This is a genomic window from Emticicia fluvialis (assembly GCF_024793945.1).
GTDB classification, from domain to species: Bacteria; Bacteroidota; Bacteroidia; order Cytophagales; family Spirosomataceae; genus Emticicia; species Emticicia fluvialis.
In genome coordinates, this window is sequence record NZ_JANUSD010000020.1 from 1 (window position 1) to 26,283 (window position 26,283).

The 26,283-nt window shown below is 42.5% G+C and carries 19 protein-coding genes; 8 read left to right on the plus strand and 11 right to left on the minus strand.

Features of this window, described 5'->3' with window-relative positions:
- Positions 1-219 precede the first annotated feature (219 nt).
- The 5 genes from NZ848_RS19320 to NZ848_RS19340 all read right to left on the minus strand — a co-directional run bounded on the left by NZ848_RS19320 (position 220) and on the right by NZ848_RS19340 (position 7,641).
- On the minus strand, positions 220-1,977 hold the full coding sequence (locus tag NZ848_RS19320) for a glycoside hydrolase family 9 protein (protein WP_259016897.1): 1,758 nt from the start codon (positions 1,975-1,977) through the stop codon (positions 220-222).
- A gap of 85 nt (positions 1,978-2,062) precedes the next feature.
- A complete protein-coding gene (locus NZ848_RS19325) occupies positions 2,063-2,470 on the minus strand; it encodes a Dabb family protein (protein ID WP_259016898.1) in 408 nt (135 codons plus the stop codon).
- A gap of 202 nt (positions 2,471-2,672) precedes the next feature.
- Entirely contained in the window at positions 2,673-4,553 is a 1,881-nt protein-coding gene (locus tag NZ848_RS19330; RefSeq protein WP_259016899.1) for a glycoside hydrolase family 44 protein, read from the minus strand.
- 127 nt (positions 4,554-4,680) lie between these two features.
- On the minus strand, positions 4,681-5,673 hold the full coding sequence (gene mgrA, locus NZ848_RS19335) for an L-glyceraldehyde 3-phosphate reductase (protein WP_259016900.1): 993 nt from the start codon (positions 5,671-5,673) through the stop codon (positions 4,681-4,683).
- A 9-nt stretch (positions 5,674-5,682) separates the two neighbouring features.
- A complete protein-coding gene (locus NZ848_RS19340) occupies positions 5,683-7,641 on the minus strand; it encodes a sialate O-acetylesterase (protein WP_259016901.1) in 1,959 nt (652 codons plus the stop codon).
- A 363-nt stretch (positions 7,642-8,004) separates the two neighbouring features.
- On the opposite strand from NZ848_RS19340, the gene NZ848_RS19345 reads away from it, so the two are divergent.
- A complete protein-coding gene (locus NZ848_RS19345) occupies positions 8,005-8,469 on the plus strand; it encodes an SRPBCC family protein (protein WP_259016902.1) in 465 nt (154 codons plus the stop codon).
- Positions 8,470-8,546: 77 nt separating this feature from the next.
- Here the strand turns inward: NZ848_RS19345 and NZ848_RS19350 are convergent, their stop codons facing one another.
- From NZ848_RS19350 to NZ848_RS19370, 5 genes are all read right to left on the minus strand, one after another.
- Positions 8,547-9,899, minus strand: coding sequence for a serine hydrolase domain-containing protein (locus NZ848_RS19350; protein ID WP_259016903.1), 1,353 nt, complete (start codon positions 9,897-9,899; stop codon positions 8,547-8,549).
- 38 nt (positions 9,900-9,937) lie between these two features.
- Entirely contained in the window at positions 9,938-10,645 is a 708-nt protein-coding gene (locus NZ848_RS19355) for a LytR/AlgR family response regulator transcription factor (protein ID WP_259016904.1), read from the minus strand.
- Positions 10,646-10,648: 3 nt separating this feature from the next.
- Positions 10,649-12,190: a sensor histidine kinase gene (locus NZ848_RS19360; protein WP_259016905.1), complete on the minus strand. Its 1,542-nt coding sequence runs from the start codon at positions 12,188-12,190 to the stop codon at positions 10,649-10,651.
- Between the two features lie 134 nt (positions 12,191-12,324).
- Positions 12,325-14,307 (minus strand): S9 family peptidase, encoded by a 1,983-nt coding sequence (locus NZ848_RS19365; protein WP_259016906.1) that lies wholly within the window; start codon positions 14,305-14,307, stop codon positions 12,325-12,327.
- 99 nt (positions 14,308-14,406) lie between these two features.
- On the minus strand, positions 14,407-15,261 hold the full coding sequence (locus tag NZ848_RS19370) for an AraC family transcriptional regulator (RefSeq protein WP_253534963.1): 855 nt from the start codon (positions 15,259-15,261) through the stop codon (positions 14,407-14,409).
- A gap of 275 nt (positions 15,262-15,536) precedes the next feature.
- Between NZ848_RS19370 and NZ848_RS19375 the strand changes: the two genes are divergently transcribed.
- Both NZ848_RS19375 and NZ848_RS19380 read left to right on the plus strand, forming a co-directional pair.
- The gene (locus tag NZ848_RS19375; RefSeq protein ID WP_259016907.1) at positions 15,537-16,538 is read left to right on the plus strand and encodes a phytanoyl-CoA dioxygenase family protein; all 1,002 of its coding nucleotides are present in this window, start codon (positions 15,537-15,539) and stop codon (positions 16,536-16,538) included.
- A gap of 2 nt (positions 16,539-16,540) precedes the next feature.
- The gene (locus tag NZ848_RS19380; protein WP_259016908.1) at positions 16,541-17,362 is read left to right on the plus strand and encodes an aldo/keto reductase; all 822 of its coding nucleotides are present in this window, start codon (positions 16,541-16,543) and stop codon (positions 17,360-17,362) included.
- A 116-nt stretch (positions 17,363-17,478) separates the two neighbouring features.
- Here NZ848_RS19380 and NZ848_RS19385 read toward each other — a convergent pair whose 3' ends face one another.
- Positions 17,479-18,630, minus strand: a complete 1,152-nt coding sequence (locus NZ848_RS19385) for a LacI family DNA-binding transcriptional regulator (protein ID WP_259016909.1) — start codon at positions 18,628-18,630, stop codon at positions 17,479-17,481.
- 443 nt (positions 18,631-19,073) lie between these two features.
- Between NZ848_RS19385 and NZ848_RS19390 the strand changes: the two genes are divergently transcribed.
- The 5 genes from NZ848_RS19390 to NZ848_RS19410 are packed head-to-tail and all read left to right on the plus strand — an operon-like array spanning position 19,074 to position 26,258.
- Positions 19,074-21,008 carry a sialate O-acetylesterase gene (locus tag NZ848_RS19390; protein ID WP_259016910.1) on the plus strand — a complete coding sequence of 645 codons (1,935 nt, stop codon included), beginning with the start codon at positions 19,074-19,076 and terminating at the stop codon, positions 21,006-21,008.
- A gap of 18 nt (positions 21,009-21,026) precedes the next feature.
- On the plus strand, positions 21,027-22,229 hold the full coding sequence (gene uxuA, locus NZ848_RS19395) for a mannonate dehydratase (RefSeq protein ID WP_259016911.1): 1,203 nt from the start codon (positions 21,027-21,029) through the stop codon (positions 22,227-22,229).
- 39 nt (positions 22,230-22,268) lie between these two features.
- Positions 22,269-24,368: an alpha-glucuronidase family glycosyl hydrolase gene (locus NZ848_RS19400; protein WP_259016912.1), complete on the plus strand. Its 2,100-nt coding sequence runs from the start codon at positions 22,269-22,271 to the stop codon at positions 24,366-24,368.
- Positions 24,365-25,168, plus strand: a complete 804-nt coding sequence (locus NZ848_RS19405) for an SDR family NAD(P)-dependent oxidoreductase (RefSeq protein WP_259016913.1) — start codon at positions 24,365-24,367, stop codon at positions 25,166-25,168. The genes NZ848_RS19400 and NZ848_RS19405 overlap by 4 nt, the downstream gene beginning before the upstream one ends.
- A gap of 43 nt (positions 25,169-25,211) precedes the next feature.
- The gene (locus tag NZ848_RS19410) at positions 25,212-26,258 is read left to right on the plus strand and encodes a glycoside hydrolase family 43 protein (RefSeq protein ID WP_259016914.1); all 1,047 of its coding nucleotides are present in this window, start codon (positions 25,212-25,214) and stop codon (positions 26,256-26,258) included.
- Positions 26,259-26,283 lie beyond the last annotated feature (25 nt).

Sequence of the window (26,283 nt, forward strand, 5' to 3'; positions counted from 1 at the left end):
TTTCCTGAACTATCTGTAACTTAAAAGATAATGAATAGTCTTTTTGGGTACGTTTGACATAACTGTTTTGTCCTTCCATTTTTGATACTTTTTTTGTGTATCGCTATTTCAGGACGGGACATATAATCATAAAAAAATCCAGTCCTGCCAGAACTGGATTTTTTTATGCCTTCAGGCAAGCCCCGCAACACGTTAAGGCATCAGTATTTTGCTGCCCGTTCAGAACTGCTTTTGCAGGGCCTCTATTGCCGCTGCCAGATAAACCATCGGGGCATTCCAGTTGATGGCAATTTCGTTTGATGCATAAGAGCACTCATCATCTGTAAATGACTCGTCAGCAAACAAAGAAGTATAAGAGGCGCATTTATCTTGTCTGCCAACATTAGGCCCGCCAGATAGCAAACCCGGCACCGGTTGTGGAATACCGTCGGCAACTGATGGCCTGTGGTGTGCGTGCATAACCTGCTTTGAGCCATAACCGGTAAGAAAAGAATATCCGGTTGCATTTCTTCCAAACAAATAATCCAGATTATATAAGGCCGCTTCAAGGTACCTCTTGTCAGAGGTAATTTTGTAGGCTTGCAAAAGTGCAATTCCCTGATTGGCCGCATGAGAACTACTACCCCACATGTAATCCTGGGCGCTTTTGCCCATTACAGTGTTAAAGGCCTGTTTGTCAGAACCGTCTAACAGTTTGTCGGCAAAGGTTTTCAGCAACTCTTTTACTTTAGGCAATGCAGCCAAAGCTTTGGGTGTAAGTGTTTTCTCCGACCTCACCAAACTGTAATACCCCAGCATTCTGACCTGATTCCACGAGGGTAATTGTAAAGGGGTTTCAGGGAACAGATTGTTTACGTCGGCATAGTTATCGTCTTTAGTGCTTATCCAGAGTTCTATTGCTGCCCAAATCCACTCATCAGTTGCGTTTCTGTCGCCATATTCACCGGTTACAATATCGGGGTCAAACTGTTTATTGATTTCATTTTGCCTGTAGAACGCATTTTGGTTGGCCCTGGCCCATGCCCAGGCTTTGGTAGCGGCTGTTAGGCATGAGTCTGCAAGGCCGGGTAACTGCTTCTGATAGTCTTTCAATATCCGGCTGGCTTGTGCCATCACGGCTACGAAATCTAACGAGGCTGTAATGCTTTTTTGTACCACATAGCGTGGCTTTGTGGCTTTGTCTGGCATTATCATTCCGTCGAACGAAGGGTTGGTCAGCTTATGATAAACACCGCCGTCGGCGGGGTCTTGCATAGTTAGCATCCATCTTAAATTATAAAGTGCCTCGTCCAGTAAATCTGGCATGGCATTCTTGCTTTCAGGAATATTGGCCTTGAAGGTCTTAAAGTATGCCGGATGGTCTTCATACAATGAAAACAGCGTAGCCATTGTTATGCCCGAGTTTACAATATATTTGTTGTAGTCTCCTGCATCGTACCAACCGCCAGGCGAAGAAATTATCGAATTTTCAGATCTCTCTTTGGAAGCCGCCGAGGCATGTATCAATACTTTGTCATCCGGATGCCCGGCGCTTCTGTGCCATTTGCCTGCATATTTTTCAGGTAGCTCAGTAGATGCCCTCTGGTAATAAAAGCCTTTCAGCGAAGCAATGGCGGCACTACGATGTACATCGTTTTTGATTTCGAAAGGATATGAAATCTCTATTTCTCCGATACTTACATAGTAAACGCCTGTCTTCTGGAAGGCAGAAAAATCGGCAATCTGAGTAGTTTTCTGAGAAATACTGTTAGTTCTTTGCTCAGACAGCTTTCCTCTGTAAACCACATCTTTTTTGTTTGATGCCAGTATACTAAAATCACTTTGTTTTTCGCCTACCCAAACAGCCATTTTAGGTGCTTTTGGATAAAAACCCAGTTGATTAAGCCTTATGTTTTCTGTTTGTGCAGCGGCATCGGTCATCCTGCCAATGGCGACAAGAAACAGTACAATTGAATACAGGTTGAATATACGTTTCATAAGTTACAGGTTTTTTAAAAATTAAGCCACACTCATTGTTAAAACAGAAAGTGTGGCTTTTTAAATATTATTGGCATTGAGATAATTATCTTTTGGGCCCTACTGAATCATAAACATTCACTTTTTCCCATAGATGTGAGTATTCTTCTACAAATTTTAAGTGGATCGGATGTTTCTGGTATATTTCTTCTTCTTCAAGGCTATCAAAAAAGCATAGCCATGAAACAGAGTAGTCGCGTATAATTACACTTCGGTTGGTTGTTGCAGGAGAGCCGATATGTGCCATTCTGATGGTTGGAACTTTAGAGAGTTTCTCGAGTCCTTCCAGTAATTTAGTTTTGTCGGCTTCACTATTCGGGTTCTTCAGGTAAAAAAACACATGATGCACAAACAATTCTTTAGCAGTTTTTGCCTCAGCGGGTGATGTTAATCCTGCGGCTCCAACAGTTAACGCAGCATTTTTTACGAAATTACGACGGGAAATTCCTTTCATTCTCTTTGGGTTGTTTAAATACATAACCGATACTGACGGTCTGCTTACAAAAACTAATGCTAATAAAAGAATTAAATGTCAGAATGACAATTAATTCTTTTATTATTTTTCTACTAACTATTTAATTGAATCAACTATTGAAATCACCAGCATTCATCAAAAGATTACTTTTTTTGAACAAATTCTTTAATGCCTGAAAGAGTCATTCAATCATAATTTTTCTTACAATGACGCCTTCGTTGTTGGTTAATCTCACAAAATAAGTTGCCGCAGGTAAAAGATGCTTTATTGCAACCTTACGGCTCTCTTTGCTGATTGTTTCCTGATAAATCACTTTTCCTTGTACATTTGTTATTTCTAATTCTTCAAATGCCCCGGTTTCCCATTCAATAAATACTTTTTCTGATGATGGATTCGGGAAAACCTTCACATTAACCCCCTGATTTATTTCAGTACCCAATAAATTAATCTGGCCAATATGGCCTGCCAATTGTATTGAGGTAACCGACATAGGCGGTAAGTTAAGGGCCAGTGTATTGCCTGCAACATCAATGTCGCTTTCTGTTAAAGCGTTTTTTGTATGAGAAAAAAAAGTCTCGGTGACGGGTAATGATTTAAGGCTCATCGCCTTAGCTTTGGTACTGCTGACAATGAAATTATCAAAGCTGATTGTTGCAGGTTGGCTGTTGGCCGCGCTACGGTTCACCAGAACCACAGTCATAGAATCTTTGGCCGCATTGATACTCGGGTAAGCCGATACCAGTACTTCGTTAGATATTTCTGTGTTAATGTAAAATGATTTATTAAATCTGCTGAAAAGGTGCAGGGTTTCCCACATACCGGGCTTCCATTGCCAGGGTGTAAGTATCTCTACGCCATTTTTCATAAACTCTCCTATAGTTGAAGCATACCAAACTGCGGTTACGTTTGCATTTTCGCTTTCAATGCCTGTTTCAGTCAGTCCCAGCGTTACTCCATGATTCGCGCCCATATATTGAGCGAGCCAGTCGTTTATTCTACCAAAAATATATTCTTTGTTCTGGCTGTTGTCCCAGTTGCCAATTACGTTCTTAACACCATTCGCGCCCGGAAACGCATAATTTCGATCGAAAAACACCCTATGCAGTTGTACAATTTCATCAGCTATTTTTGTAGACGGGTAAAAGTGTATGTCCAGTACATCCAGTAATTTCACACCGCTTGCTTTTTGCTCTTCTGCTACTCTTTTAATGAAGTACTCCAGCCACGGAAATTTGCGTCCCTCGTAGCTAATACCAGCGGGCCAGTTGTACCACTGCCACTCATTGGCAGTTACCGGCCCAACCAGTTTAATTTCAGGAAACTTCGCCCGGGCTTTTTTTGCAACGGCAAAATACTTCTGCATAAACTCCTCAGCCAATGGCTGTGTCGGCATTACGTCATCATGTGTGCCGCTCCAAATTTCAGGTTCATTATCCATGTTCCAATAGATAATCTTGCTTTTGCTAAGGCCTAAACCATTGTTACCAAACCAATGGTCAAGAATACCGATGGTTGAGTCGGCCGGCCATTTTTCAAGATATAGGCTGGGGTCTCCGTCTGTTTTTGCTTTATTTCCGGTTGGGCTTAGTATACCATTGCCGGCCAGGTTCTGGGTTACGCCTTCCCACCAGGCCGATTGGTTATAGACCCAGTCATTAAAATTAAAGGCATTGGTTTTGGCTGCCCGGCCTATAAGCTGAAAAGCCCACATACCTTGTGCGTAAGGCACATGCTTTTGCAGGTTCTTTGCGGCGATATCCCAGTTGTTTACATATACATTATTGTACCAGTCCGGGTGGCTCGATAATTTCCTGCGCCAGTTGTATTTGGTGCTGTTGTTGCCTGTACTTTCTCTGAAAAACTGTACACCTGCCTCTTTTAACCGTATCAGGTCTTCTGCTGAAATTTGCTCATTGGGGTTGGTAGAGGCAAAAGAGTTATTGCGCCCGTAAAGATAAGGTGATATAGGCTTCAGGTCTTTTGCCGGGTTTATTCTGATACTGACCTGAGCCAAAGCAACCTGATATATGAAGAGTATAACTACAGCCAATAGTCGTTTCATAGGGTTTAAAGAAAGGAAGAATCAAAGCAATTAAAACAAAAACAGGTCTTTTATTTTTTAAACTGCAATGCTACCGGCACCCATAAATTAGGCCATAATCAGTGCCGGTAGTATTAAAGGCTAGATTTTAACCTTTTAAAATCAATTCAATCTGTTTGAGTTCCTGATGGGTGAAATCAGTATTGTTCAGGCATTTGAGAGCGTCTTCCAGCTGAGATACCCTGCTGGCGCCTATCAGAACTGAGGTAACCCGGTTGTCTTTTAACACCCATGCCAGCGCCATTTGAGCCAGTGTTTGGCCACGCCCAATGGCGAGGCTATTTAATTGCTGTATTTTAAAGATGGCATTTTCGGTTACCTGGTTTTCCTGAAGATGCCCGTGTTGTTTGGCAGCCCTTGAGTCTGCCGGAATCCCCCTCAGGTATTTATCAGTCAGTAATCCCTGCGCCAAAGGCGAAAACGGAATACAACCAACGCCATGCACCTCAAGTGCATCAAGAAGGCTGTCTTCAACCCAGCGCTCAAACATTGAATATTTGGGCTGATGTATCAGGCAGGGTGTACCCAACTGTTGAAGAATGTTGAAAGCCTTAACGGCATCCGGAGTTTTATAATTGGATATGCCGACATATAAGGCTTTACCCTGACGGACAATTAAATCAAGGGCACTCATTGTTTCTTCAAGCGGCGTTTGTGGGTCTGGTCTGTGATGATAAAATATATCTACGTAGTCAATACCCATGCGTTTCAGGCTTTGGTCTATGCTTGCTGTTAGGTACTTTTTTGAACCCCAGTCTCCATAAGGGCCAGGCCACATCGGGTATCCGGCCTTAGATGAAATAATGAGTTCGTCCCGATACGGTGCAAAATCTTTTTTCAGCAGTAAGCCGAAATTTTCTTCTGCCGAGCCAGGCGGCGGCCCGTAATTGTTTGCTAAGTCAAAATGGGTGATGCCGTTATCAAACGCAGCCCTGAGTATGGCCCGGTAATTGTCAAACACATCTACCCCTCCGAAATTATGCCATAAACCCAACGACACGGCCGGCAGTCTGAGTCCGCTTTTACCGCATTGGCGGTAGGTCATTTGCCCGTATCGGTTATTATTTGCTGAATACCCCATTTTTTAGCTTTATTCAAATTTACCGTTAATGGTTATACCTTTCCAGTCGTCAGTTCTGAACGGGCTTGCGGGTAATCCATCTGCATTAAATAAGTTGGCATCTTCTGGCGCATCTGCCCAGGCATACCTAACAGCAACAGGTTTTAATCCTTTCGGATGAAACACCACTACTTTATTACCCACTATGTCTGCTTTGGCATAATAAAACACCTTATCGTCTCCGGCTATTTCAAAACCTTTCAGGTAGCCGAATTTGTCTTTGGCAGTTAAACCTTTGCCTATATATTTAAACGTCAAAGTGGCTTTACCTTTCTCAAATTTTACGGATTCGTACATCGGGCCTGAATGCAGCAACTCTTGTCCATAATCAAATTTCAGCGCATTCAGGGCAAGCCTGTGGCCTACGTCCTGTTTGTTGGTGGGATGAATATCTTTCGGGTTGCCTACATCTGTAGAAACTGCCATTCCGGTTTTCGGCAGGCTCAAGGTCATGGTTTGTGCTTCGCGCAGTTCTCCCCAGTTACTGCCCTGATTACTGTTCTGGTATCCACCGTAACTAGACAACTGTACAAAATAAAACGAGAACTCATCATTCCAGTGTTTGCGCCAGTCGTTTATCATCAAAGGAAAACTCTTGCGATATTGGTAGGCACGTCCGGCATTGCTTTCTCCCTGATACCACAGTGCACCACGAATTGCAAAAGGTACCAAAGGGGCTATCATGGCATTATAAATAGTGGTACCTACATTGTTACTCGAGTGCAGGTACTCATGCTTATCAGCAAATGACGGCAAGATTCTCCATTCATAGGCCAGGCTGATTTTATCAGTTCCGGCACTCAGGTATAAATCTTCATTACTGCCCATTATGCCTAATCCGTACCATGAGGGGTCAGCCATTTTACCAAATTTTATGGTAAGGCGGTTGTTGCCTGCTTTCCAGGTATTGGCAGGAACAATAATTTTACGGTTTCCTTTCAGAATACCTTTAAATAGCAGCTGGCCATTTACATAAATTTCATTTGGGCTGTCCTGAATACCCAGTCCAAGGGTGGTTTCTTTACCGGCCATGTCGGCAGGTACATTTACAGTACGGGCCATGAAGCCATTCCCTCTGAACATCCACACGCCTTTCCAATCCCATTGGCCAAGCGGGCTACCTGCATTAAGCCATTTAGAAATGTCATAGTTTTCTTCCAGATATTTCATTTCATAAGCCGAATCGGGGTTTATATCTGCACTGCCTAGTAGTGCTTTTCTGGTTTTGGCATCATGAATGGCATCTGCCGCCTCCCAATTGTCAGGCAGTTTTTGGGCATAGGTTTTCAGTTCATTGTCGGTCAGCATCGCCTCTTTGCTTATCCAGCCTTCAATCTGCGAGCCTCCCCATGATGAATGCAGTAAACCAACCGGGATATTCAGTTTTTTGTATAAGTCGCGGGCAAAAAAGAACCCTACCGCCGTAAAATTGCCAAATGTTTCTGGTATGCAAACAACCCATTCACCAGTTTTCAGATTTGTTTGTGGGGTCATGGTAACCTCATGGTCCACATAAAAATGTCTTATCTGCGGATAGTTAGCATCATTCTTTTCGTTCATATAGTTGTCGGCCTGTATTACTCTCCATTCCATGTTCGATTGTCCCGAACAAAGCCAGACTTCACCAATCAGAATGTCTTTTACGGTTAGATTACCTGATTGCGCCGATACATTTAGTTGATGAGGGCCGCCTGCTTCCAGCGGGTTCAGTTTTACAAGCCATTTGCCCGAGGCATCTGCCTGAGCTGACTGTGTTTGGTTAGCCAGGGTTACTTTTACGGTTTCATTTGGGTTTGCCCATCCCCAAACCGGAATAGGCTTTTGGCGTTGCAGCACTACGTGGTCAGAGAATAGCCTGGCCAGTTTTAATTGAGCAAATGCAGTGGCGTTGAGCGTAAGCAGCAGCAGAACCGACAGGAATCGTTTCATATAAAAAATATTATAATTGGTTGAATAATGAATTAGATACAATGATAAGCAAAGTTTTATGAAAAACGCTCCTTTTCGGGAGTTCCCGGCTTAACATTAATACTGGTTTAATTTTATTGATTGAAATAGTAGCGATTAACGGATTGACTATTACTAAAACCGGTTACAATTGTTGTTTAATTTTCTTTTAAAAAACAGAGTTTGTGGCAAAATGAGAAGGAGGGGAAGGTAGTTGTGAAGTTCATTTCAGGCTTTGCATTCATCTTATTTAGCCGTGGGTATTATTACTATAATTAAAAGACACCAAAAAATATTAAAACATTTAATAGAAGCCACTGGTTAAATAAAAAAACTGCCTTTTAAATGCACAGCCTGTATAAAACTCAAAAACTACCCATAGATATAGAAACCGCCTGGAAGTTCCTGTCGGTTCCTGAAAATCTTAAAACTATTACGCCCTCTTATATGGGCTTCGAAATGACCTCCAGACATCATGGAAACGTTATGTATGCGGGTCAGATAATTACGTATCTGGTAAAACCTGTGATGGGGATACCTCTGAAATGGTGTACTGAAATTACCCATGTTCATGAGCCTCATTATTTTGTTGATGAGCAACGCATGGGGCCTTATCAATTCTGGCATCATCAGCATAAGTTAAAGGAAATCAAAAATGGTGTTTTAATGGAAGACATCATTCATTACAAACTTCCTTTGGGTTTTCTGGGTAATATTGCCAACAGCATCATGGTCAGCGGGCAATTAGAAGAAATCTTTGAATACAGACAAAAGAAGTTAATCGAGCTCTTTGGCGATTATAAAGAATAAGCCGCTGGTATAGGAGTTAATATAATCAGCGCTGGCCATTTTGTTAAAGCCAGCGCTGATTTTTTGTTTATTAATGGTTAGCGTATCCTGTGCCCGGTTCTGATAATGCCACCAATATCCAATTTTAATTTATTGTATTTTCCGGTTTCATCTTTTGCAAAAGATATCTCTACGGCTTCCTGCTCAATATCGAAAAAGTTGGTTTCGTCTACTGCCGCCAGAACTGACCTGGGCCCATTAACAGGGTAGGCAATTAATATTCCATTTTCTATCCTGAAATCAATGACCAGTTTCTGTTGCTCAACCTCAAAGGAACCTGCGTATTGAGCTAATATATCGGTCGATATTTTTACTACATGCTTAACTTTTGGTAGCTTGTACGGCTGGTTATACAAAACAGCCATAATATTTCTGGTTATGATACTCATTCCGGGCGTTTCGGTATTGTTCAGCAGAATAATGCAAACATCATCTTCCACTATTCTGGCAAAGTTGCTTCTGTAGCCTGGTATTCCGCCGCTATGAGATACAACGCGCTTACTAAAAACTGAATCAATTATCCAGCCGTATCCATAATTCTGCTTTACTGGTGTATAGGCTTTGGCTGACGTCTGGATTTTAATAATCTGATTTTGCTGTAAAGCCTGATGCCATTTGTATAAATCCTGAACGGAAGAATAAACCGCTCCTGCCGCAAATACAACCGACGAATCATACAGTGGAGCCAGCTTGTTATAGTCTTTTCCGGAGTCTGAGTAATAACCCAACGCTATCTTATCTTCCGGCTGGCCAGCGAAATCAAACCCACTGTTTACCATTCCTGCCGGTGTGAAAAGGTATTTTCTTACTGCCTTTTCATAAGACATGCCACTTACTTTTTCAATAATGTATCCTAAAAGGATGTAACCTGAGTTGCTGTAATTCCAGCCCTTACCAGGTAGGAAATCAAGCGGTTGGTCTTTAAACAAAGATAACATTCTTTCCTGGCTTGCGGGCTTAGTTGCTTCTTTAAACATAAAGTCGCTGTTGTTGGTGTAGTTATAAATGCCCGCCGTATGGCTTAGTAGTTGTTCAATGCTTATGCTATCTCCCAGCGGATAATCAGTATAATATTTACTCAGTTTGTCTTGTAACGATAATTGTTTCATTTCAGCCAGTTTTAGTATTAAAGTGGCTGTAAAGGTTTTGGTTACAGAGGCAATGGGGTAGAGGGTAGCAGTATTGTTATTTAGTTTTTTCTGCAGGTTCTGAAACCCATATCCTTTTTCTAATAATATTTTACCCTTTTTAGCCACCAGAACGGACCCGTTAAACTCGCGGTTTTGGGTATATGCGCTCATCAGTTCATCCAGCTTTTGCGAGGTACTTTGGGCGATAATTGTATTTGATAGGCTTACCAAAAGGCAAAGCGCTGCCATTATCTTTCTCATAAGATAAAAATTTAATGCGTAATAATGATAATTGAGATTTATGCTTTAGCGTGCGCCAGAATAAACTTCTCTAATTCATTGCTGTATGCTGCGCCGATAGGTAATTCTTTGGTTCCAATCCAGACACACCTTTTGTCTGTCTTAATGATTTTTTTGCGCGCCACAATAAATGATCGGTGAATACGGATGAACGCCTTGACCGGCAATAGCAATTCGGCCTCTGTCATGGTAAGCCTTGAAATGACAGTTTGTTTGTCTGTTACAAATTTTATATAGTTACCCGTGCTTTCGGCATAGAGTAAATCTGCCAGGTCTACCCTAATCTGTTCATATCCGCTTTTAATAAATATAGCCGGAAGCGCAACTTCATTATACTGCCGGTTGTTCCGCACCTCATATAGCTCATTGGCTTTGGTACAGGCTTGTAAGAAACGGGCAAATGAAAACGGTTTCAACAGGTAATCAATGGCATTTAGTTCAAAGCTTTGTACGGCGTGTTCGCTGTAGGCGGTGGTGAATATCACAAATGGGTTGTGCGGCAAAGCCTTTACCAATTCAATGCCAGAAATACCCGGCATTTTTATATCCAGAAACAACAAATCAATTTTTTGAGTCTGCATCAATGATATTGCCTCAGCAGCCTTGGTAAAACAGGCCGACAAATTAACAAAGCTGATTTGAGCTGCCAGATTTTTAATAATCTCCAGCGCTATGGGTTCGTCATCAATGGCAATGGCGTTCAGCATAATTTATTGATTCGGATGGATGATTAATACGACTTTGAACTCATTTCCGTCAGACTCGATTTGAAGTTCATGTTTGTTTTCGTAAAACAAATGTAATCTTTCCCGCACATTTACCAAGCCAATACCCGAGTGTTCCTTTTCAGGGTCATTGTCAGCGGCAGTATGAATGCTATTCCGTACTTCAAACCTGATACTATGGTCGTCACAGTTCAATCTGATTTTTATCCAGGATGGTTCATAGAGGTGAACTCCATGTTTAAATGCGTTTTCAACAAGCGGAATCAGCAACATAGGGGCAATTACATGGTTACAGCCTTGCTCTGCAATGTTTTCTTCAATAGTAATACTCGGGCTGGTCTGTATGCGTAGTTTTTGTAAACTGATGTAGTTTTTCAGATAGTTGATTTCGCTACTCATAGGTATAAAATCAAGGTGGTTTTCGTGCAGCATAAAACGCATCATGTCTCCGAGTTTTTGTATGCCCTCGGCTGTTCGTTTTGAACCGTCTATCAGAGCAGTACCATACAAAGTATTAAGGGCATTGAACAAAAAGTGTGGATTTATCTGCGAACGCAAGAACTGTAAATCTGCCTTCGATTTCACCAGCGCTTTTTCGGTGCCTCTTAATTGCAGCAACTTATCTTTTTGCATTGTATAAATCAGCCAGCTAATAGGTGTTACCATCAATAATTGGGCTATCCATGAGGTGATGAAAAGTGGCAATGGAGCAAACCGCCGGAATAGAAGCAAACACAAAAAAGTATAAAACAATGAGAACGCAATGGTTAGCACAATGGTGCGGATATTCAGCAAGGGCTTTGAGTCTGACAACGGAAAAATCAGGAAAATATTAGTCAGCGAAACAAAGAGAGCAGGCGTAATAATTGAGAAATAGATAATAAAAAAAATCTGGTTATCTCCGCTAATAAATGTTAAAGTAAAAAACGGTATAATCAGATAAACTACAATCGCTAAAGCTATTTGATTGGCAACCAAAATGCGGTACTCTTTCTTTGCTGATTTTTGAATGAGCAGAATCAGGTATTCTCTGAGGCAGGCAAAAATCAGATAAAGGCTGATAAAGACAAAAGCTCTCTGAAAACCAAAAAAGATATCGGTAAGCGGAGCATCATTATACCCGAACAAAGCCAGAAACTGATACCCTTTATAGCTAAAAAGGTAAGGATGCGCAAAATAGGTAGCTACATTTGCATTAAGTGCCAGTAAAAATGTTACTGTAATTATAAATGCCCCGAGCCAGAAATACTGTAAATTGCTTTTATTGCGGGTAATGAGTAGTTGAGGAATACTGAACAGATGCAGGCTTAAATACATTAAATAAAAAAAAATGATGCTGCCTATGCGGGGAGATAACACATTGGTGAAATAATGGAACGACAATCCATTGGCTGTAAATATTTTTTGGTAATTTTCATAAATAGCATCATTACTGATGTTAAAAGCCTCCCATAAATAGTTGGCGAGCGTAATACCTGCCAGCAAGGTAACTAATGTTAATTCGTAACTTCTGATTCTGTTTTTCATCATCTTGTATTTTTCTGACAAGATTACGGATTCTTCAGGTACATTTCCAGCAAATGTGACAAAGCCTTAAAAACAGGGATAGAAATAAAAAAGCGGCTTTCTTTTGGATGAAAGCCGCTGCCGATACCTATAAATTATTTTTTTAGATACTTGTCAAACCAGTTGATATAACGCTCGAACCGGTCTTTCTGAAAGGCCGGATTGGTTATGCCATGAAACTGACCCGGATAAATTATGAGTTCGGTCGGGATGCCCAATGATTTAAACGCCTGATACATTTGCTCGCTTCCAACCGAAGGTACGTTGAAATCGCTTTCGCCCACCATAAATTGCGTTGGCGTTTTAATGCGGTCTGCCTTTAGAAACGGATAACTCAATGCCACATATTTATCAAAGTTTTTCCATGGCGAGCCCAATTCGTTTTCATATTGAAGAATGTATTGGTCGACACCATATAAAGACGATATCATGGCCACACCCGCACCGCTAGATGCCGCTTTGAAACGGGTATCCGTTGCAATGGTATAATTAGTCAGTATACCTCCGTAGCTCCAGCCACCTATGCCCAGTCTGGTCGGGTCGGCTATGCCGTTTTGTACTACGTAGTCTGCGGCACCCAATATGTCAATTACTTCTTTGTTGCCCCAGTCAGCCCAGATGGCCTTGCAAAAATCAAGACCTCTGCCTGTTGAGCCTCTGTAATTAACGGCCACAACGGCATAACCTGCGGCGGCCAGCATCTGGCGGCCCAGGTCGAAACTATACTCATCCTGTGCTACTGGTCCGCCATGGATAAAGAATATAGTTGGGAGTTTATCTGACTTACGGGCATTGGCAGGGCGATAAAGAATATTAGACACCAGGGTGCCATCTTTGCTTTTTGAAGTGAAGCCTTCTACTGTTGCCAAAGATACCTTAGATAAAAAGTTTTCCTGATGGGCGGTTAGTTTTCGTAAATTATTGTTTTCAAGTACATAAATTTCAGATGGTGTTTGCGGGTCGCTCATGGTAGTCAGAAAACTGCCTGATGGGTGTCTTTCCAATCCTCCAAAGCTTCGGTTACCACCCATTACTTTGGTCATTTTGCCATCTGTTGCATTAAATTGTGCCACGTAGCGAATGCGGTCGTCGGCAACTAAGGCATAAATACTATTGCCATCTTTGGCCCAACGCAAAGTGCTTACGGGTCTGTCTAAAGATTGGCTCAATAATTTAGGTTCGCCACCATCTTTTGAAACAACGCATAAAATGGATTGGTCGTACATGATATAGTTTTCGCTTGATGTACTTCTCAAATAGGCTATCTGTTTACCGTCGGGGCTCCATTCAAAACCAGAATCCCGGCCAGGCCATTTAGTAATTTGTTTTATCTGAGCATTGGGTCTGGCATCAACCACCCAAATATCTGCATTAGAGTTTCTGTCGGGGTCATCTGTCCGGTTACTGCTAAACGCAATCTGGCTTCCATCCGGCGACCACTTCGGGTTGGTTTCATCAAAATTCCCTTTAGTAAGAGTATCCAGTTTTTTGGTAGCTATATCATATAGATACAGGTGAACAGGCGCTTTGGTGAGATAACCTTCTACATCCTGCTTAAAATGGAATCGGTCTACTACGATGGGTTTAGGAGTTTTAACCTTTGCGGTATCGGCAGGGGTTTTAATCGCCAGCACCATTTTTTTACTGTCCGGCGACCACGCGTAGTCTGTCAAAGAACCTTTTTTCAAATCTGTAAGTTGCCGGGCTTCGCCACCTCTTCTGTCCATCAGCCATATCTGGCTGCTTGTAAGCCCATTTCTCGACGATACGAATGATAAGAATCTGCCATCAGGGCTCCATCTGCCCTGCGACTCTCCGTCGGGTGTATGTGTTAGCTGTATGTTTTCTTTTCCGTCCCACGACACCATCCAGATATCGGCATTGCGTTTATTTTTGGTTGAATCCACAGCAGACAAGGTATAAGAAACCCACTTGCCTTCGGGCGAAATCTGTGGGTCGCCCAGTGTTTGAATTAGGTAAACATCAGATGGCTTCAGCGTTCTTTTGGCGGGTGTCTGGGCAAAACCAATCGTTTTAAATAAAAGTAGAAGCGCCAGAAAAGGCAAAGTCTTTTTCATGGATAGACAGTATTGTTTAGTGCTTTAGTTTGAGAAAATCAAATTTAAAGTGCCGTAGCTGATTTTGAAAGTATAAACGTATTTAATATCATATAATTTCTACTTTGCGTTATGCAGAAATCGCTTTTTGAAGCCAAGTGGATTTTCGCCGGTAACCTTTTTAAAGGTTCGGTTAAAGTAAGACAAACTCTCAAAGCCGCATTCAAAGCAGGTTTCTGTTACGTTTTTATCCAGAAGCAGTAATTTCTGTGCCTGATTGATTCGGTAATGGTTGAGAAATTCAACAAAGGGCAGCCTGGTTAATTTTTTGAAATACCTGCAAAATGCCGATTTACTAAGGTTTGTCAGCGCGGCTACATCGTCAAGTTCAATTTTTTGCTGATAGTTTTCATCAATAAAATGGTAAATGCGTTTCAGCCTTTCCTGTTCTTTTTTATTGTGCTGGTTTTCTACAGGTTTGTTGTGCAGTAAATTCTTTTCAGTGCTATGGGCCAAGACCTGCAAAATGCTTAGTATTTCAAGAAACTGTTCAAAATGCCCCAGGTTTTTAAGATTCAGTAATCGTTCTCTTAATTGCTGCTTGGTTTCTTTGCCAAATGCCAGCCCATGTTTTGACTGCTCAAATAGTTGATACACTGCCGATAGCTCAGGAATATTGGCAAAGGCATTGCCCAGAAAATCCTGGCGTATCTGTACTACTACTTTTTCGCATTCGGTTTTTACGCCGTAGTCAAAGTTAAGATGAGGTATGTATGAACCTATAAAGACCAGGTCGCTTTCTTCGTATCTGCTAATGTGCTCGCCTACATGGCGCGTACCATTGGCGCCCTCAATATAAACCAGTTCCAGTTCCGGATGAAAATGCCAGTAAAAGACGTCGTTCAGGCGAGGGTTAATAATTAACCTGAATGAGCTGTCTGAGTCGGGTGTAAATTCTTCAAAATGGAGCTTCATAGCGTAGGCCGGAGTGGTACTCCGGCAATTAGTTTACCAGAGTGTGTTCTGAAAAAACTCAGCGAATCTTCAGCACAGTTTTATTTAAAAAAACAAAATGTTAGCAATTGAAAAGCGATTAAGTACAGTGATTATTGTCTGTTATTTTCAATGGTTGCCTAAATATATAAACAAAATGTCAATATTGTTCAAATAATGGTAATTATCGGAGTAGAAATGCACTTGCCTGGGTCTGTACATTTGTATCATTATTTCAATCAAAAATAGAACTAATTATGGAACCTGAACAAACCATGATACCAACGATGGCCCCCACCATGGCTCAGCCAATGCAAAACAATGCACATAAAGATATACCGGGTAACCCCTCAACAGCTACCAGCAGCGCCATTAAACTTAACGACCGCTCTAACGGAAAACCATTAAGAGTGTTAAGCGAAGAAGACTGGGATTTCTGGATTAAAAATGGCTATATTGTTATTAAAAATGCCGTACCGCGCGAACAGGCTTTGGCAACCGCCGGTTTTATATGGGAATTTGAAGAAAAAGACCCCAATAACCCCAATACCTGGTATACCGCCCCGCGTGCCGATATGCAGATGAAAGAACTGATTGGCAGCGGAATGGTAGAGGTTTACAATAATCAGCACCTCTGGAATAACCGCCAGATGCAGAAGGTTTATGATGCCTTTGTTGATATTTGGGGCACCGAAAAACTATGGGTTACCATTGACAGAGCGAATCTCAATTTCCCGTTAAGGCCGCAAGATGAATTTAAGGGTTTTATACACTGGGACTACGACCCTGAAACCAAACCACAGAACGTGCAGGGGGTATTGGCTTTGGCCGACCAGACCGATGAAAACATGGGTGGTTTTCAGTGTATACCAGAACTTTTTCGTACTTATGATACCTGGAAGCTAACGCAGCCGGAAGACCGGAACAGATTTAAACCAGATATTACAGGCTTTGAAGATAAACTGGTAAAAGTAAAATTAGAAGCAGGCGATTTACTGATTTTCAACAGCAGCCAGCCGCACGGAATCAGACCCAACCGCTCAGCAGACAAAGTAAGAATAGCTCAGTATATTTCTATGATGCCCGCAGAAGAAGATAATGAGAGTCTGCGTCAATGGAGAATTAACTCATGGAAAAACCGCATTGCTCCGGAAGGTTATGCTTTCCCCGGCGACCCCCGGAAATGGGAACAAACAAAATATAGCGTGGCCGGGCTAAACGAATTAGGCGAAAAACTTTTAGGATTGAAAAACTGGTAAATATGCAAACGAAACAGTTAATGATAAGCCTCAGCAATGGTGTGCAAATGCCCCTGTTGGGGCTTGGTGTGTACGATATGTACAAAAAAGAAGCCGAACAGGCAGTGCTTTATGCATTAGAAACCGGCTACAGGTTAATTGATACAGCAAGTATGTACAGAAACGAAACCGAAATTGGGAATGCGGTAAACCAAAGCGGCATAAACAGAAACGAACTGTTTATTACCACAAAAGTAAACAATGACGAGCAAGGCTATGAAAAAACCCTGCGTGCATTTGATGCCAGCCTCCAGAAAATGAACCTTGATTACGTTGATTTGTATATGGTGCACTGGCCAATAAAATTGACAAGAAAATTTACATGGAAAGCGCTTGAAAGGCTCTATAACGAGGGCCGTGTAAAAGCCATAGGTGTAGCGAATTACCTGATACCTTTCCTGGATGAACTATCCATTGAAGCTACTGTGATGCCTGCCGTGAATCAGGTCGAATTCAGCCCGTATCTGTATCAGGAAGAACTGCTGAATTATTGCCGGGAAAAAAACATCCAGTTGCAGGCTTATTCGCCATTGGTAAGAGGGCTGCGCATGAACGACCCCAAATTGCTGAGTGTAGCACAAAAATACAATAAAACACCTGCTCAGATTATCCTGCGCTGGGCAATGCAGCTTGGTATATCTACCATTCCTAAATCAGCCAACCCGGAGCGACTGAAAGAGAATTTTGGTGTGTTTGATTTTGAAATCAGCCAGCAAGACATAACCTTCATTTGTAGTTTTAATGAAAACCTGAGAATTGTTGATGACCCGATGGCGCTTTTATAGGTTGACTTCAAAGTCTGAATTTGCGTTATTCGTCAATCAAACATCCGGGCTAGGTATTTCATTTATTAAAAAGGATTGCGAGAGAACCACGTTTTTATAAAACCCTTGTTTACCGATCAGCGTCTGCGGGAGGACTTCCTGATTATCAGTTCTCCCTCTATTGTTCGGGTATAAGGTTCAAAATTATCTTTATTGATGATGTTGTCTATTAAAACACGTGCAGCGGTTTCGCCAATGCTGAATGGAAACTGCTGAAAGACCGTGAGCGATGGCTCTATTAGCGAGGCTATCAGCTCATCTCCAAACGCAACAACACCCATTTCTTCCGGTATTTTTATGTTTCTCTTCTTTAGCTCCATAATTAGTTCTATTCCATTACCATAATGAACCGTAAAAACGCTGTCAGGTTTTTGTGGTAGGGCCAGCCAGTATCCTAGCGCTTTCAGAGACTCTTCGGTACTGAAATTGCTATAGTAGACCAGCTTTTCATCAAATTCTATTCCATATTTGTTCAGTGCAGCTTTATATCCTTCTAATCTGTTTTTACTGATAAGTAAGTCGGCTGGTCCTGCCAGAACCGCAATTCTTTTATATCCTTGCTCAATCAGATGCCGGGTAAGTATAAAACTGCCTTCATAATCTTGCTGAACTACCTTTGCGGTATCAACCTCGTTACAAACCCGGTCGAAATGCACAATCGGAACCCCTTTTTTCAATTGCAGTTTAACGTGTTCAAATGAACTCGTCTCTTTTGAATGGCTGATCAGCAAGCCATCTACCCGGCTTGTAACCAATGCCTGCACATTCAGGGTCTCTGTATGATGTGATTCATTAGACTGGCAAATCATTACTCTGTAGCCGGCTTCTGTTGCTACTTTCTGAATGCCAGCCACTACTCCGGCAAAAAAAGGCCTTTGTATATCCGGAATAATCACACCTATGGTATGTGTTTCACCGCGATTGAGGCTTTGTGCCAGAAAATTAGGGCGATAGTCCATTTCATTCGCAATCCTGAGCACCTCTCTTCTGGTGTTTTCATTAATTTCGGGGCTGTTATTCAATGCCCGCGATACCGTAGAAGCGGCTATACCAAGCACCTTGGCTATATCAATAATGGTAGTCTGGCGAGGCTTTTTGGCTTGCGCCTGATGGTCTGTTGCAACCGTAAAATATAGGTCGCACGCTTTGCAATAGAGCCGCTGTTTCCCTCTGACGAATCCGGCCCTCACTATTTGGTCGGTATTACCACATTTTATGCAAGGTGTCATTCGAATTAGATTATTTCAATATTGGTTTCAGCCATTAATTTTAATGATTGGTTTTTAAACCGGGCTGGTTTTAAATGTATTAATCAATACCATTCTGTCTGTAAAAATACTTTTTGTTTCGGAAACGTTTCCGGAAACGCAACCGATAGATGCCCGGGTCAAAACTATTAAAAATAGCTATTTAAATCTTTCATTTATACAAAATTAGCCATAATATACATGGCTGGAAGCGGTTAAGGAGCGTCTGATACAATCAATTCAATTGTATTATTTGAAGAAATACTTCTTGCCAATCATCATCGCCATGAAACAGTATCCGACTGGATACACTCAAAAAAGTACCTAATTTTATATTCATACATTTGTTTTGAGACAATGTCGGGTGGTGTTTTTCACCACCCTCATTTTTACATCCCGAATAAAACCTTAGTCAGTATTAACGCATGAAAGCCCTTACCAGGTTTGTATTTTTTTTTCTTATCTGCTGCTTCAGAGATTCGCAGGCCATCGTGAAACTCCCGCGTCTAATCAGCAATGGTATGGTTTTGCAGCAGCTATCAAAAGTAAAAGTTTGGGGGTGGGGCGCCCCTGCAGAAAAAGTTAGTGTAACTTTTAATGGTCAGGTTTATGATACAACCACCGGTGCAGACGGCAAATGGATAACCATCATTGCCACACCCAAAGCAGGCGGCCCTTATGAAATGAAAATTAAAGGCGAAAACGAACTGCTGGTGACTAACATTTTGGTGGGCGAGGTATGGCTTTGTTCGGGGCAGTCAAATATGGTATTGCCATTAGAGAGAGTGAAAGAAAAATATGCAGACGTAATAGCAGCCACCAACAATCCGCAGATACATCATTTTTTTATACCTACCCGGTTTGATTTTAACGCACCGCTGGATGATTTTCAGTCCGGTAGATGGGAGACCGCCACCCCAGAAAACATCTTGCGGTTTTCTGCCACTGCCTATTTTTTTGCTAAAGATATTTTTGAAAAATACAACGTGCCTGTAGGGCTGATAAATGCCAGCGTAGGAGGCACACCCGTTGATGCCTGGATAAGTGAAGACGGCCTCAGGGAATTTCCCGGGTCCCTGGCTTTGCTCAATCAGGTTAAAGACAGTAGTTATGTAAACAGAATCAGAAGACAGGAAAACGCAGTTTCCAGAGAATGGTACACCAGACTCAGAAGAAATGATGAAGGCATGAATGGACCCGTAAAATGGTTTGAAGCTGATTTTGACGCATCTGAGTGGAAAACCATGAGCTTGCCTGATTTTTGGGATAACCAGGGCCTGCAGAATACCAACGGCGTAGTCTGGTTCAGAAAAGAAATTGAAGTGCCTGCCTCAATGGCTGGCAAAGCTGCCAGGTTCTTTATGGGACGCATTGTAGACAGCGACTCCGCTTACGTTAACGGTCGGTTCGTTGGCACCATTGGGTATCAGTATCCACCCCGAAGATACCAAATACCTGAAGGGCTTCTTAAACCCGGAAAAAACATAATAGTAGCAAGGGTAATCAATACATCCGGACGCGGAGGGTTCATTAAAGATAAAAACTATGAAATCAGAACGGCCGATGCCTCTATAAACCTCGCTGGATTATGGCAGTATAAACTGGGTACACGACAAGAACCCCTGGCCGACGTAACCTTTTTTCAGTACAAACCTGCAGGCCTTTACAATGCCATGATATCGCCGATTATCAATTACGGCATCAAAGGTGTTATCTGGTATCAGGGCGAATCTAATACCAGCAATCCATTGGGGTACAAATCGGTTTTTTCTACCTTGATTACTAACTGGCGGCAAAAATGGAATCAGGGAGATTTCCCTTTTATTTATGTGCAGCTTGCCAATTTTATGGAAACAAAAAGCCAGCCCACACAAAGCCAGTGGGCGCAGCTGAGAGAAGAACAAAGGCTGGCGCTTGGCGTAACTAATACTGCTATGGCTGTGGCCATTGACGCCGGTGAATGGAACGATATCCACCCGCTTGACAAGCAAACCATAGGCAAAAGACTTGCTTTGGCGGCCAGAAAACTGGCTTATGGCGAACAAAAGCTGGTATCTTCCGGCCCGCTTTATCAGTCAATGCAAATCCGTAAAAATAAAATTGTTCTTTCTTTTAGCCATACCGGCTCCGGTTTAATGGCAAAGGGTGAACCACAATTAAAGCATTTTGCCATAGCCGGTGCCGACAAAAAATATGTCTGGGCAAATGCCCGCATAAAGGGCCATAAAATAATAGTTTGGAGCCATGAGGTAAAACAACCTTTAGCCGTACGTTATGCCTGGGCAGACAACCCGGCATCAGCTAATTTATATAACAAAGAGGGGCTTCCGGCTTCTCCGTTTTCAACAGATTTAAATTAAAATAAGTTAGATAAGAGTATGATTCATACCATGCGATGGTTTGGGCCTAACGACCCGGTTTCATTAATGGATATCAGGCAGGCCGGATGCGCAGGCATCGTTACGGCTTTGCACCAGATTCCGGTTGGTGAAATCTGGTCTATTGAGGCAATAGAAGAACGAAAAATGATAGTTGAGGCCGATAATAATAAGTTCACGCCCTTAAAATGGCTGGTAGTTGAAAGCCTACCCGTACATGAAGATATAAAAAAGGGATTGCCTGAACGAGAAAAATGGATTGAAAACTATAAAACTTCCCTCAGAAATCTGGCGTTGTGTGGCATTAAAACGGTGTGCTATAATTTTATGCCTGTGCTTGACTGGTCAAGAACCAATCTTAATTATGAAATGCCAGACGGTGGTAAGGCTTTAAGATTCGTATGGGAAGATTTTGCTATTTTTGATTTATATATATTGAAACGCCCCGGTGCAGAAAACGACTACACCGTTGAAGTGAAAACAAGTGCATTGAACAAACTGCAGGCCATGTCGGCCAGTGAAATACATACCCTTACCAATACAGTTTTGTTGGGCTTGCCTGGGTCAGAGGAAGCTTTTGATTTGGCCACTTTTCAGGGGCTTTTAGATGCATACAAGCACATAGGAGATACCGAGCTGCGTGAGCATCTGTATTACTTCATCCAACAGGTAGCACCCGTGGCGCAGGAGGTTGGCATCAACTTATGTGTACATCCGGATGACCCTCCGAAACCACTTTTAGGGCTGCCCAGAGTGGTTAGTACTGAAAACGACTTGAAACAACTCATGGCCGCCTGCAACATCCGCAATAATGGTATTACATTCTGTACGGGGTCTTTGGGGGTTCGGCCGGATAATGACCTGCCGGGTATGATTGAACGATTGGGAGACCGCATTCATTTTCTGCATCTGAGAACCACCCGGCGTGAAGCAAATCCGCTTGATTTTCATGAAGCTGCGCATCTGAATGGCGACGTAGATATGTATGCAGTTGTGAAAGCTGTAGCCAAGGAGGCGTTAAAAAGAAAGGCGAATGGGCTTGACGATTACGAAATACCGATGAGGCCAGACCATGGACACCAGATTCTGGACGATTTGAACAAAAAGACTTATCCCGGCTATTCGGCCATTGGTCGCCTGAAAGGTCTGGCAGAATTAAGAGGGCTTGAAATGGCCATCGACAGGAGTCTGACTAGCATATAAGATTTAATTGATAGACAAAAACCTAAAGACAGCAACCACATGATAAAGAAAATATTTGTTTTGTTGATGGTCTTTTCTTTAGCTGCACGCGCGGATGATGGCTCCAGACTATGGCTTAAGTATGATTTACTGAAAGACCCGGTTTTAAGAACTTCTTACACCTCATCTACCCGGTTTATTGTTGCGCATGATGAGTCACCCATCATTAAAACGGCCGTAACCGAATTGCAATCAGGGCTTGGCGGACTACTGGGCAGAAGGATACAGGTTTATAGCAAGGCAGACACCAGAACCGGAGGCATAATATTACATTTAGATAATGAAGCGCCACTACTGATTCATGATGGTTTCAGCATTAGGTCGCAAAAAGGAAATATTGTTATTTCTGCCAGGAATCCATCCGGTATTCTTTACGGTACTTTTGAATTGTTAAGATACATACAAACCAGCAAAAGCCTGCAAAGCCTGAATCTGGTTAGTAACCCCAAGGTAAAGCTAAGAATGCTGAACCATTGGGACAACGCCAACGGAACCGTTGAACGCGGCTATGCGGGCTCGTCTATGTGGAAATGGCCCGAGTTACCTTTCAGAATTGACCCACGGTATATTCAATATGCCAGGGCAAATGCTTCTATAGGTATCAACGCGGCTTCAATTAATAATGTAAATGCCAGTTCAAGGTTTCTGACTGCCGAATACCTTGAAAAAATAAAAGCTGTGGCAGATGTGCTACGCCCTTATGGCATCAGTGTGTTTATTTCTGTTAATTTTCGTTCTCCTCGCACATTAGGAGGCTTAAAAACCTCTGACCCGCTTGACCCCGAGGTAAAAAAATGGTGGAATGAAAAAACCAAAGAGATTCATCAATATATACCCGATTTCGGAGGTTTTCTGGTCAAGGCTAACTCAGAAGGCGAGCCGGGCCCGCAAGACTATAGCCGTACCCACGCTGATGGAGCCAATATGCTGGCTGAGGCCATGAGACCTTATAAAGGTATCGTTATCTGGCGGGCCTTTGTTTATAAAGCAGACCCCAACGGCGACCGCTTCAAAGAGGCCTACGAACAGTTTAAACCCCTTGAAGGGACTTTCGACCCAAAAGTAATTGTGCAGGTAAAAAATGGCCCTATAGATTTTATGCCTCGCGAGCCTTTTCATCCAATGTTTGGTGCATTTCCTAAAACTACCCTGGGTATGGAGTTTCAGATAACGCAAGAGTACCTGGGGCAGTCAACCCATCTTACTTATCTGGCACCTATGTTTAAAGAATGCCTGGATGCTGACACTTACGCCAAAGGAAAAGGGTCAACAGTTGCAAAGGTAATAGATGGCAGCCTTGACGGACACCAGCTGTCGTTAATGGCTGGGGTTGCTAATACCGGCTCTGACAACAACTGGACAGGCCATCCATTCAATCAGGCCAACTGGTATGCTTTTGGCCGACTGGCCTGGGATTACACCCTGAGTTCAGAACAGATAGCGTCTGAATGGATAGCCATGACCTTAACGCCAAATAAAGTTGCCCAACGCAAAATAAATGAAATGATGATGAGGTCATTACCCATATACATTAGTTACACGTATCCTCTGGGTACGGCACACATGATGGGCGAGGGACACCATTATGGGCCGGAACCCTGGCTGGAAAAAAGTGGCAGACCCGACTGGACCTCGGTCTATTATCATCGCGCCGATACCATTGGTCTGGGTTTCGACAGAACCGGTAAAGTAAGTAATGCACTGAGTCTGTATCAGCCTGACGTACAGAAAATATGGGGAAACCCGGATAATTGTCCTTTAGATTACCTGCTTTGGTTTCATCATGTTTCCTGGAAAAAGAAACTGAGTACAGGCCGAACTTTGTGGGACGAGCTATGTTGGCGCTATTATGATGGTGCTGAGCAGGTAAAAGTTTTGCAAGCAGATTGGGAAAGCCTTAAGCCACTGATTGACAAAGAAACTTATGAAAATGTAAAAGGGCGGTTAATGATTCAGGAAAAAGAAGCGCTCTGGTGGCGTGATGCCTGCGTTTTGTATTTTATTAATTATGCTAAAATGCCACTTCCGGCGCCATTGAAATTACCGGCGAGGTCGTTGGATGAAGTAAAAAAACTTGTTGAAATATACCATTTAAGATGACGGAAGATAAAAGTATGGCCAAGGAAGAGAAACCTGCCGCAGCAAACACGGTTTTTTCTTTAGAAAACAAACTGGCTTTAATAACAGGTGGTGGCAGCGGTATTGGCTTTAATATTGCCCAATGTATGATAGCCGCCGGTGCAAGAGTGGTTATAACCGGTCGGCGTGAACACGCCCTTCAGGAGTCAGTGAAGGCTTTAGGAGAATCGGCCATGTATGTAGTAAATGATGTTACGGAGTTAAGCACGCTCAATGGCCTTGTTGAATACATTGAATCCAGCATTGGGTCTATTGATATTCTGGTTAATAATGCGGGTATAAACATGAAAAAACCTGCGTTGGAGGTTTCTGACGAAGACTTCAACAGAATCATTCATACTAATCTGAATGCTGTTTTTGCCCTTACCCGTGCCTGCGCAAGCCTTATGATTGCCCGTAAAAGCGGCTGTATACTCATGATATCATCTATGGCTGCCTATTATGGTATTGATAGGGTGGTGGCCTATGCAGCCTCAAAGTCTGGCGTTGAGGGTATGGTGAAAGTACTGGCCTCAGAGTTTTCAAAATTCAATGTGCGCGTTAATGCCATAGCGCCTGGCTTTATTGAAACTTCGATGATGAGAACCGCCATGAACAGCGACCCCGACAGAATGAACCGCGCATTAGGCCGTACACCAATGGGTAAATTCGGAAAGCCCGACGATATCGGCTGGGCGGCAGTATTTCTGGCATCAGAAGCAGCGGCTTATATTACCGGAGCTTCATTGCCCGTAGACGGAGGTAACTCTATTGGATTCTGATTATTTGCAAAACAATCAATTTTTTAATTTAATACTCAAATAAATGCATAGCCTTAAACAAAAAACGCTTGCGCTGTTGGCCTTTACTGTTGTAGCAACAACAAGCCATGCCCAAACCAAGAAGCAACCCATTTCTCAGCCATTGGTGAGCCATATTTTTACTGCAGACCCTTCGGCTCATGTTTTTAAGGGCAGGATATATATTTATCCGAGCCATGACATAGAGTCTGGCATTAAGCAGGATGACAACGGTAGCCATTTTGACATGAAAGATTACCATATTCTTTCAATGGACAGCCCGACCGGTAAAGTAACTGATCATGGAGTAGCACTTGACATTAAAGATATTCCCTGGGCTGGCCGCCAACTTTGGGCGCCTGATGCGGCCTATAAAAACGGCACTTATTACCTGTATTTTCCGGTAAAAGATAAACAGGATGTGTTCAGAATAGGGGTGGCCACCAGCAAAAAACCGGAAGGGCCGTTTAAGCCTGAAAAAACACCAATGGCAGGTACATTCAGTATTGACCCGACTGTTTTTCAGGATACCGACGGAAAATATTATATGTATTTTGGAGGTATCTGGGGCGGACAATTGCAACGCTGGGCCAGTGGCAAATATGAGGCCGACGGAAAACTAAGAGCAACCAATGAACAGGCGCTTTTACCCAAAATTGCCAGACTAAGCAACGATATGCTTACCCTTGCCGAACCCGCAAAGGATATCCGGATTGTTGATGAAAACGGCAAGCTGTTTACAGAGGGCAATAACGACAAACGTTTCTTTGAAGCTGCATGGGTGCACAAATACAAAGGTAAATACTATTTGTCTTATTCAACCGGTGACACGCATAATATCTGCTATGCCATTGGCGATAATCCTTACGGACCATTTACTTACAAAGGTATAGTATTGAAACCGGTAGAGGGTTGGACAAACCATCATTCAATTATTGAATTTAAAGGTAAATGGTACTTGTATTATCATGACGTTCAGATTAGCGGCCAGACTCACCTGCGCAACATCAAGGTAACAGAATTGAAGTATAATCCGGACGGAACCATCCAGACCATCGAACCTTACAAATAAGTAATCCAATCATGAAAAAAATTGT